This window comes from Polynucleobacter sp. 39-46-10, from assembly GCF_002282275.1.
In genome coordinates this window covers 1-8,771 of sequence record NZ_NCJB01000094.1, presented here as the reverse complement: position 1 = coordinate 8,771, position 8,771 = coordinate 1, and the positions used below count along the sequence as shown (strand labels likewise).

Annotated in this window: 11 protein-coding genes; 4 read left to right on the top strand and 7 right to left on the bottom strand. The window is 45.2% G+C overall.

Translation table 11 applies throughout. The annotated features are described in order from the left end of the window. Both B7X71_RS08925 and B7X71_RS08920 read left to right on the top strand, forming a co-directional pair. Positions 1 to 561 (top strand): YqiA/YcfP family alpha/beta fold hydrolase (locus B7X71_RS08925; protein WP_293600545.1); only part of this gene is annotated, 561 nt, incomplete at its 5' end. A gap of 4 nt (positions 562 to 565) precedes the next feature. Further along, positions 566 to 1,570, top strand: coding sequence for a DUF3108 domain-containing protein (locus B7X71_RS08920; RefSeq protein ID WP_293600544.1), 1,005 nt, complete (start codon positions 566 to 568; stop codon positions 1,568 to 1,570). 29 nt (positions 1,571 to 1,599) lie between these two features. Here the strand turns inward: B7X71_RS08920 and B7X71_RS08915 are convergent, their stop codons facing one another. From B7X71_RS08915 to mltG, 6 genes are all read right to left on the bottom strand, one after another. Then, on the bottom strand, positions 1,600 to 2,139 hold the full coding sequence (locus tag B7X71_RS08915) for an ion channel (protein ID WP_215387790.1): 540 nt from the start codon (positions 2,137 to 2,139) through the stop codon (positions 1,600 to 1,602). Between the two features lie 81 nt (positions 2,140 to 2,220). Continuing rightward, a complete protein-coding gene (locus B7X71_RS08910; RefSeq protein ID WP_293600543.1) occupies positions 2,221 to 2,922 on the bottom strand; it encodes an ankyrin repeat domain-containing protein in 702 nt (233 codons plus the stop codon). After that, positions 2,919 to 3,707, bottom strand: coding sequence for a TatD family hydrolase (locus tag B7X71_RS08905; protein ID WP_293600542.1), 789 nt, complete (start codon positions 3,705 to 3,707; stop codon positions 2,919 to 2,921). Before B7X71_RS08905 ends, B7X71_RS08910 begins: the two co-directional genes overlap by 4 nt. Before the next feature lie 11 nt (positions 3,708 to 3,718). Next, the gene (locus tag B7X71_RS08900; RefSeq protein WP_293600541.1) at positions 3,719 to 4,852 is read right to left on the bottom strand and encodes a DNA polymerase III subunit delta'; all 1,134 of its coding nucleotides are present in this window, start codon (positions 4,850 to 4,852) and stop codon (positions 3,719 to 3,721) included. Between the two features lie 12 nt (positions 4,853 to 4,864). After that, positions 4,865 to 5,503, bottom strand: coding sequence for a dTMP kinase (gene tmk, locus B7X71_RS08895; RefSeq protein WP_293600540.1), 639 nt, complete (start codon positions 5,501 to 5,503; stop codon positions 4,865 to 4,867). A gap of 5 nt (positions 5,504 to 5,508) precedes the next feature. Next, positions 5,509 to 6,585, bottom strand: coding sequence for an endolytic transglycosylase MltG (gene mltG / locus B7X71_RS08890; RefSeq protein ID WP_293600539.1), 1,077 nt, complete (start codon positions 6,583 to 6,585; stop codon positions 5,509 to 5,511). A gap of 51 nt (positions 6,586 to 6,636) precedes the next feature. Between mltG and B7X71_RS08885 the strand changes: the two genes are divergently transcribed. Then, positions 6,637 to 7,611: a folate-binding protein gene (locus B7X71_RS08885; protein ID WP_293599405.1), complete on the top strand. Its 975-nt coding sequence runs from the start codon at positions 6,637 to 6,639 to the stop codon at positions 7,609 to 7,611. A 27-nt stretch (positions 7,612 to 7,638) separates the two neighbouring features. Beyond that, on the top strand, positions 7,639 to 8,496 hold the full coding sequence (locus tag B7X71_RS08880) for an NRDE family protein (protein ID WP_215303678.1): 858 nt from the start codon (positions 7,639 to 7,641) through the stop codon (positions 8,494 to 8,496). 19 nt (positions 8,497 to 8,515) lie between these two features. Here B7X71_RS08880 and B7X71_RS08875 read toward each other — a convergent pair. Further along, a partial coding sequence (locus B7X71_RS08875) for a PaaI family thioesterase (RefSeq protein ID WP_293600538.1) occupies positions 8,516 to 8,771 on the bottom strand: 256 nt, incomplete at its 5' end.

Genomic DNA, 8,771 nt, shown 5'->3' with positions numbered 1-8,771 from the left:
CATGGCTTTCGTTCTTCACCCAACTCCACCAAGGCAGTAATGACTGGTGAAGCGGTGAGGGCGCTTTCAAATACAGAAAATAGCTATGAATGGTATTGCCCACAATTGCTAGCATCACCAAAAGAAAGCATGGATATGGTGATCAAACGCATTGATCAATCTGAAGCTGATCGCATAGTCATTATCGGATCGTCTTTAGGTGGCTTTTATACAAATTACCTTGCAGAAAAATATCAATGCAAAGCGATTGCACTAAATCCTGCTGTATATGCGGCAAGGGAATTAGAGCCGCATGTGGGCATGATGACGGCATATGACAGCGAAGAGCCTTTCGATTTTAAGGCTGAATACATTGATCAATTGCGTGCTTTGCAAGTTGAGTCTATTTCCAATCCAGAGCGATATTTTTTAATTGCTGCTAAAGGTGATGAGCTGCTTGATTGGAAAGAAATGGTTACTTTTTACCCAGGTGCTAAACAGCTTATTCTTGAGGGAAGTGATCATGGGATTGCCGACTATGCCACCCATCTTCCAGCGGTAATCGAATTTATCGAGCATTAATGTCTTGATTGATTTATTTGGCGATCTGCTTTCATTCATTCGCAGAAAATCTCTGTGGATTTTGATTGCCGCAATCTTTTTATCCATTGCTGGCCACCTCATTTTATTTTTTGGACTCCCATTTATTTCTTTCGGCGCCCCGCCACCTATTGCTGAAGATCTGATTATCAAAACAGATCTTCGTGTTGATCCTCCAAAGAAGATTCAGATGGTCAGTACACCCAAGAAAAAAACTACGCCTAAGCAAACAAATGCAGTCTCAGCTGACCCATTGTCAGATCAGGGCAAAGGAGAGCAGGGCGCAGTTGGCAATCAATCAGGGCAAGCATTTCGTCTGCCTGAGTCTGGTATTTACTATTTTGATGCCTACGTTGATGGACAGCTTTATCAAACAGCACAGCTTGACTGGATTACCGAAGGCAATAACTATCGCCTATATATCAACATACCTTATGCCGTAGTTGGCCCCTTTGTTTTTGAATCACGTGGCTCTGTTGATGCTTATGGAATAGCGCCATCCATTTATTGGACCCAGCGTGGCACTAAACCACCTCGCTACTCTCGCTTTGATCGTGATCAAAATGGAGCAGGGAAGATGTACTTCTCTGAAAAGCCGGAGTTCACCCCCGATCTTCTCCCCGGGACTCAGGATCGATTTAGCCTCATGTTCCAATTTGCCTCGCTTCTAAACGGTAGCGACAAAATCGATGAAGCGGGGAGTATTCGTGCACTTCCTGTAGTTGACTACAACACGCTGGAGATGTGGCAATTTAAGAGCTACGGTGAAGTTGAGTCCGAAGACGTTCCGAGTTTGGGTAAATCTATAAATAGGCATTACGCCCTCATGCAACGCGAGAACGATCCATACAAGCGTCAGGTAGATATTTGGTTGGCTAGGGACCTAGATTGGCTTCCAGGAAGAATGCGCTCTCTAGAGTCCAATGGGCGAGTCCTCGAGCTTGTTTTTAAGCAAAGAGAACCAATCGATAAGTCCAAGCTGGTTAATTGAACCCAAAAACCCGCTCTTAAGTATGCCGCTTAGAAACCGGAGCCTGATTTAGGATTTTGATTGGATCTACCCAATAATGCGCCCATCATGGAATACAAGGCGGCTCCAGACATCGAGACGGCAAAGATTCCAGAGAATGAAATGATGATGGGCAAGATTCTCCATTGCTCAGACAGGTTATAGGTGCCAAATCCCACCGTGGTGTACATCTCGCCGGCAAAATAGAAGGTCTGCGGATTAGTTGGAAATACTTGCAAAGCTACACAGAGGTAAGCCCAAGCTACGATTTCTGATAAATGACTGGCAATAATTAACAAAATTGCTATGAAATACGACAGGAAATTAGCCCCATATACTCGTTTGTTCTCTAGCTTTTGATCTAGCCAATGGAACGCGCCTGCAATCATCAGAACGGCCACGCCATGAAATGTCAGCATGAGGCATGCCAGCACCAGCACAAACCAAATCTGGCTGTTTCCCATGTCTGTATTGATCTGGGCGAATAGGGTATTAAAACTCGGTAGATTGTGAAAGCCGGGTAGTTTGGCTATTTGCTCTAGTAGGTCCATATAGTGTTTGCTTCTGTCTTAATTTACTTTAATATCTTATTTGACATAATAATGATTATACGCAACAAAGGATAATGTCAATTATGTAGGTGACTTCTTTGGTCCGCCTGGATAAGGCTCTTTATAAAGCTTTACCCATCTTGATTTCAAGCCGTCACGAATGTCATCCTTGCCAAATAACTGGGCAATATCAATCGCGGTATAGCCTTCATGATTCCTCAAACTCAAGTCGGCGCCACTGTCTAAAAGGTATTTAATCAGCTGTTCATTGCCAGATCCTATAGCCATCATCAGGGGCGTTGTTTCGCTGGGACTAAAGGCATTAACCCTAGCTCCATGAGCCATCAAGAATTCAACTATTTGAAGATGCCCGTTAGTGGCCGCATAGTGAATTGGCGCCCAGCCTTGCTTGTTTACGGATGCCTTCTTATCTAAAACCAGCATCTTGACTGTTGGGAGATCTCCATCGAATGCCGCCATCATGAGTGCGTTTTCACCACTCTTATTAGCCAAATTCACGTTAGTGGCAGGATTTGCAAGGAGTAAATCCGTCACTTTCTTAGATTTATCGCGGATGGCGACTATCAACATTGGATTACCCTTGGGATCTAAGGTATTTGGGCTAATGCCAGCCTTCAAGAGCGATTGAACCTCAGAAACATCATCAAACTTAGCGGCCTTAGTAAAGTCATCAATTTGATCGGCCGATTGCGCAAATAAGCTACTGGAAAGACACAATGTAACTGCATTTACAGCGAAAATGAATTTAAATGAATCTCTCATGAAGTTGCTCTATTTATTTGAAAACATTGGAAAAAATTACTAGAAGTTCGCTCGGCTATCTCATCAACAGAGACACCTTTGAGATTGGCTACAAATTCACCAACCTTAGAGACCCAGGCAGGCTCATTGGTCTTGCCGCGATAAGGAATTGGGGCTAAATAAGGCGAATCCGTTTCAATCAACATGCGATCCAGTGGGACATATTTGCAAGTCTCCTGAAGATCTTTGGCGCTCTTAAAGGTCACAATGCCTGAAAACGAGATATAAAAGCCCATGTCCATAGCTGCCTTGGCCACCTCAGTAGTTTCTGTAAAACAGTGCATAACCCCGCCAACCTGATCAGCGGCCTCTTCTTTTAGGATTTTGAGCGTATCTACTGAAGATGAACGTGTGTGGATGATGAGAGGCTTTTTCGAGGCAACGGCAGCTCTGATATGAGTCCTAAATCGATCTCTTTGCCATTCCATGGATTCATAGCTGCGATCACCCATGCGGTAATAGTCCAAACCGGTCTCACCTATAGCAACGATTTTGGGGTGTTTAGCCTCTTCAAGCAAAAACTCAAAGCTAGGTTCTGGGGTGTCTTCGTAGTCTGGATGAACTCCGACAGAGGCATATAAATGAGCATGATCCTCAGCAAGTTTCCGCACTTTCGGAAAATCTGGGATATCAACCGAAATACAAAGTGCGTGAGTCACTTTGCAGGCAGCCATATTGGCTAAAACCTCAGGAAGTCTAGCTTGAAATTCTGGGAAATCGAGATGGCAATGTGAGTCTATAAACATGACTCACCATTTTAATCTTCAAATACCTGCTGGTATTGGGAAAGTAAGGCCTCCAATTGAATGCGTGTAGCCAGGGGGTGATTTTCATGACGCCGCGCCTGTGTCAAAGATTTCCAGAAACGAAGCAACTTTGGCAGGCGGGCTTCTTTGGCTAGGGCTTTAATTGAGTCCTCATGCTTTGGGTAATAACGGGGTGAGCCCAATTGAGCGCAACTCTGTAGGTCTGAGACCCAGCGCTGCATTGTGGTCAGCAAAACTGAATAGCGTGCCTTTTGCGTCTTATCGGCAGCATCCAACCAATTTATGCGAGGACCCTGCGACATCGCTTGCAATAAATATCGTGATGCCTGGATGGCTATAGTGAGCTCATCTTTTTCATCCTGGTTGTGGCGCGCAATTAAGGAATCTAAAACTGCATATGGTGCCCCGCCCTGTTCATCATAGATAGACTCAATATCGGCATCGCTCATTTTTAGGCCAGGCACTTTATTGAGCTGATTACGCAACCAGCTTAGTCCAGTTAATCGATCTGGTCGTGGTGCAGAAAGTAGGCGACAGCGTGAGCGAATTGTAGGCAAAACACGATCAAGGCGATCGGCAAGCAAAATAAAGATCGTATTTTTGGGCGGCTCTTCGAGAGACTTCAATAAAGTATTCGCAGAGTCCGGTCTCAACATTTCTAGTGGATAAACCAAAATTACTCGATTGCCACCACGGTGAGATCCAATAGATAGCGCTTCAATTGCACTCCGAGCATCTTCAATGGCAATGGTCTTTTTCTCTTTCTTCTCGGGTCCATCCCCATCGCTATCGGCTTGGGCGGCCTTAGATTTTTTAGGAGAGTCAGCTTCAGAATCAAAATCACCATGAGGCAACAGTTTGCGATGCGTCTCGGGCACCAGGGCAACAAAATCGGGGTGGTTACCAGAATCAAACCACCTGCAAGCCTCGCATTGGTTGCAGGGCTTCACCTCGGATGATGATTCACATAAAAGCGCTTTAGCTAATTCAATGGAGAACTCAAACTTGCCAATACCTGATTGACCATGAATCAATACCGCGTTCGGAAATACAGTTAGATCAAGGCCAGCCCAAATGGACTCTAGCCAGGGTGCTATTTTCTTTTCCGACTCGATTGGGAACATCAGGTCGCTCATTTAGAGTTTGATCTCGAGTGACTCAAGTTCATTCCAAATTGCATCTGGTGTTCTAGTGGCATCTACAAGATAAAAGCGTTTGGGATCTGCTTTTGCTCTACGCAAATACTCTTGACGAACCTTCTCAAAAAAATCTAGATCCATCTTTTCAAATTTATCAGGCGCCCTCACCTTTGATCTTCTAGTTTCGGCAATTGAGCCGGGCAAATCAAACAGAAAAGTTAGATTCGGTTGAAGTAATGTGCCATCTGGACGCCCTTGCACCCAACGCTCTAAATCATTTAGCTTGCTCAGGCTTAAGCCCCGCCCCCCACCTTGATAAGCAAAGCTAGCATCGGTAAAGCGATCGGAAATAACAATCTTCCCGGCCTGTAATGCAGGCTCTATTATTTGAGCAATATGTTCACGACGAGCCGCGAACATCAGCAAAGCTTCCGTTTCTAAGTTCATGGGGGCATCGAGTAATAAGGCACGCAGCTGCTCACCTAACTGGGTGCCGCCTGGCTCTCGAGTCATGACAACTTCACGGTCTGGATAGCGCTGTTTTAATAACTGGCTAAAAGACTCGATATGCGTACTCTTGCCGGCACCATCAATACCCTCAAAACTAATGAAATAACCTGGAAATTGAGTTGCCATAAGAATTATTGTGAATTTGATTTAGCTGAGGCATTACGTTTGCGTTGAAATTGATCAACAGCACTTTCATGCTCTTTCAATGTTTTGGAAAAATGACTGCTGCCATCACCGCGCGCCACAAAATAGATTGCATCACTTTTTGCCGGATTGATCACAGCCTGGAGAGACTCCTTACTTGGCATTGCTATCGGAGTGGGTGGTAAACCTTTGCGCATATAAGTATTGTAGGGACTGTCTTTACGTAAATCTGCTTTTCGAAGATTACCGTCAAATTGAGGGCCAATGCCGTAAATTACAGTTGGATCTGTCTGTAATGGCATATTCAAATTCAGTCGATTGACAAATACTGCGGCAACCAAGGATCGGTCACTGGAGCGCCCAGTCTCCTTTTCCACTATTGAACCAAGGATGAGAAGCTCATAAGGTGTTTTAAGTGGCAAGGCCGTATCTTTTTGTCCCCAAACAGCATTAAGCTGCTTTTGCATTGCCTGAGAAGCCCTTCTGTAAATTGAGATATCTGAGTCATCTGGGTCAAAAATATAGGTATCTGGATAGAAAAGTCCCTCATCTCCCGGATAGAAGAGGCCAAGAGCTTGCAACAGCTCCTTAGAGCTCATGCCCTTGGTTTGATGAATCAGGGCTGGGTGATTGTCAATTAAAGCTCTCAGCTGCCATATAGTCATGCCAGGAATAATCGCGATGCTTTCTCGTACTCGATCACCACGCGCGATTTGTAACAAAATATTGCCTAAGCTAGCGCGAGTAGGTAGTTGGTAGGTTCCGGGCTTTAGCTTTGAGCTAACAAATAGCGCTCTTGCGGCAATTTGAAAGGTCAGCACGTTTGACGAAATGCCTTGGGCTGCTAACTGCTTAGAAATCGACGATAGGCCAGATTGAGGGGCAATCTTAATTCTGTAGGCGGAGCCCTCAGGAATATTGGATGCGGAAGGCACGACAGGCCATAAAAAGATGGCAGCGTACATAAGAATTAGAATGGCAATTAGGGACAATCCAAAGGATTTCCAGCCCCCAAACTTGGAATGCTTGATGAAAAGAGTTCTTCTCTGAAATTTTCTGCTCATCAAGCTATGATAAAAGCACATGACCCTCAGCCCTAAAAACCCCCAATGCCAATGACCTTTTTGAACCATGGATCCACCCTTCTTCCCAATTGGGGTTTAATTCTGGTCGAAGGCTCTGATGCAGCTACCCTCCTTCAAAGTCAGCTCAGTAATTCAGTGTTGGGCTTGAAGCGCACTGTTTCGGGAGAGATAGCCCAAGGACTTGGCTCAGTTCGTCTGGTGGGATATTGCAGTCCTAAAGGGCGTCTCTTAGCTAGTGCTTGGCTTGGCTTATTTCCAGAATCTCCCGACTCAGATGATCGCTTTGCACTCTTTGTCTCTAAAGATATTGCCGCTAGTATTGCCAAACGATTGGCGATGTATGTTCTGCGGTCAAAAGTAAAAGTTGTGGATGCCTCAAATGATTGGGAAATTCTTGGTGCATATCGAGATGATCACAATCTTGAATCAGCCAATCAACTGAATAACTCTCTTGTCTTGCGGATGCCAGATGTTTCAATTTCCAATCACACATTTGAGCGCTTACTCATTGCCAAAAGAAAATCTGAATCCAGCGAATCGATCATCGAGGTTGATGCTCTAGCGCAATGGGATCGCCTCGAGGTATTAAGTGGTATCCCTCGGATTGTCTTAGCAACCCAAGAGCAATTTGTCCCGCAAATGGTCAATTTTGAATCTGTAGCAGGCGTTGATTTTAAAAAAGGTTGTTACCCTGGGCAAGAGATTGTTGCTAGAAGCCAATACCGTGGTGCAGTTAAGCGTAGGTTACAACTTGCCAGTAGCAATTTAAGTGCATCTGCGCTGGATTTTGCTAAACCAGGTGTAGAGCTATTTCACGAAAGCGATTCCACTCAGCCATGCGGTATGGTGGTACTTGCGGCGACTAAGCCAGAAAATGCAGATCAAATGGATTTTCAGATTGAATGCAAGCTAGATGCTCTTGAGACTGGGGAAATCCATCTAGGCATGCCTACCGGCCCTGTGTTAAAAATAGGCACACTACCCTATCCTTTATTAGAAATTTAATTTCATTATTAGCCCCGCTTATCCCATATGTGCTTAATTCTCTTTGCCTGGAAATCACATCCAGACTACCCTTTGGTAGTAGCGGCAAATCGAGATGAGTTTTATGAGCGTGACACTGACCCCCTGGGTTGGTGGGAAGAACATCCTCATGTTTTAGCTGGAAAAGATCGAGCTGATGTATTGGGTAGCCCAGGAACTTGGCTGGGCTTTACTAAAACAGGTCGCTTTGCTGCGCTAACTAATGTCAGGGCACCTAGTGAAAAAAATCCAGATGCCAGAACACGCGGGGAGCTCAGCCTTCGCTACCTGACAGGTCAGCATAAGCCACATGCTTATGTTCAAGAAAACGCAAAGCGATTTGATCAATACAACGGCTTTAATCTACTCATGGCAGATCTCAGTGATCCTGAGAATGCTGAGATGCATTGGGTAAGCAATCGCCTGATGATGGGGCAAAATATTCGCCCAAGAAAAGTGTTTCCTGAGCAAGCTCTTAGCCCTGGTGTCTATGGTCTATCGAATGCCATGCTCGACACACCATGGCCCAAAGTGAACCATCGAGTTGCAGCATTTGCCCAAACATTGGCAATGGATAGTGGCCAACTGAAGAATGCAGATCACTACTTACGCGTATTGGCCGATACCCATGAAGCTAGTCCACAGGAGTTGCCCAGTACTGGTGTGAACCCAGATTGGGAAAGAGCCCTATCAGCAGCATTTATCAAGACACCATCTTACGGAACGCGTTCTAGTACCATTTTGCGCGTTCGCAATGATGGTCAGTTCGAAATGGTGGAAAGACGTTTTGATGCCAATGGCACTGTAGGCCATGATGTTGTCACTGGAGAGCTCAGCTCTGCCCCCGGATCAAACCTATCGGTATAGCCTTCCGATCAAGGCGGAGTTATTTCTGCTGACGCGAATCCTCATTGATGACTCGTTCGCCATTTGCATCTTTAGTGGCGAGTCTTTTTAGAAACTGAAACGTTCCTGTTGCCATACAGCAGATCTCGCCCTGATCGTTATAGAGCTTTGCCTCACAAAAAGCCATTGTGGCAGTTCGACGAACAGTATCGGCCTTCACACGCAAGATGCCATTAGCTGCCTGCATAAAGTTATTTTTCATCTCCACTGTCACAACACTGCGATCGCCTGGATCA

Excerpts from the sequence above, each read along its gene's own strand:
- B7X71_RS08905 (WP_293600542.1), bottom strand. The coding sequence starts at position 3,707 with ATGTTTATAGACTCACATTGCCATCTCGATTTCCCAGAATTTCAAGCT.
- B7X71_RS08915 (WP_215387790.1), bottom strand. The coding sequence starts at position 2,139 with ATGGACCTACTAGAGCAAATAGCCAAACTACCCGGCTTTCACAATCTA.
- B7X71_RS08885 (WP_293599405.1), top strand. The coding sequence starts at position 6,637 with ATGACCTTTTTGAACCATGGATCCACCCTTCTTCCCAATTGGGGTTTA.
- mltG (WP_293600539.1), bottom strand. The coding sequence starts at position 6,585 with ATGAGCAGAAAATTTCAGAGAAGAACTCTTTTCATCAAGCATTCCAAG.
- tmk (WP_293600540.1), bottom strand. The coding sequence starts at position 5,503 with ATGGCAACTCAATTTCCAGGTTATTTCATTAGTTTTGAGGGTATTGAT.
- B7X71_RS08880 (WP_215303678.1), top strand. The coding sequence starts at position 7,639 with ATGTGCTTAATTCTCTTTGCCTGGAAATCACATCCAGACTACCCTTTG.
- B7X71_RS08910 (WP_293600543.1), bottom strand. The coding sequence starts at position 2,922 with ATGAGAGATTCATTTAAATTCATTTTCGCTGTAAATGCAGTTACATTG.
- B7X71_RS08900 (WP_293600541.1), bottom strand. The coding sequence starts at position 4,852 with ATGTTCCCAATCGAGTCGGAAAAGAAAATAGCACCCTGGCTAGAGTCC.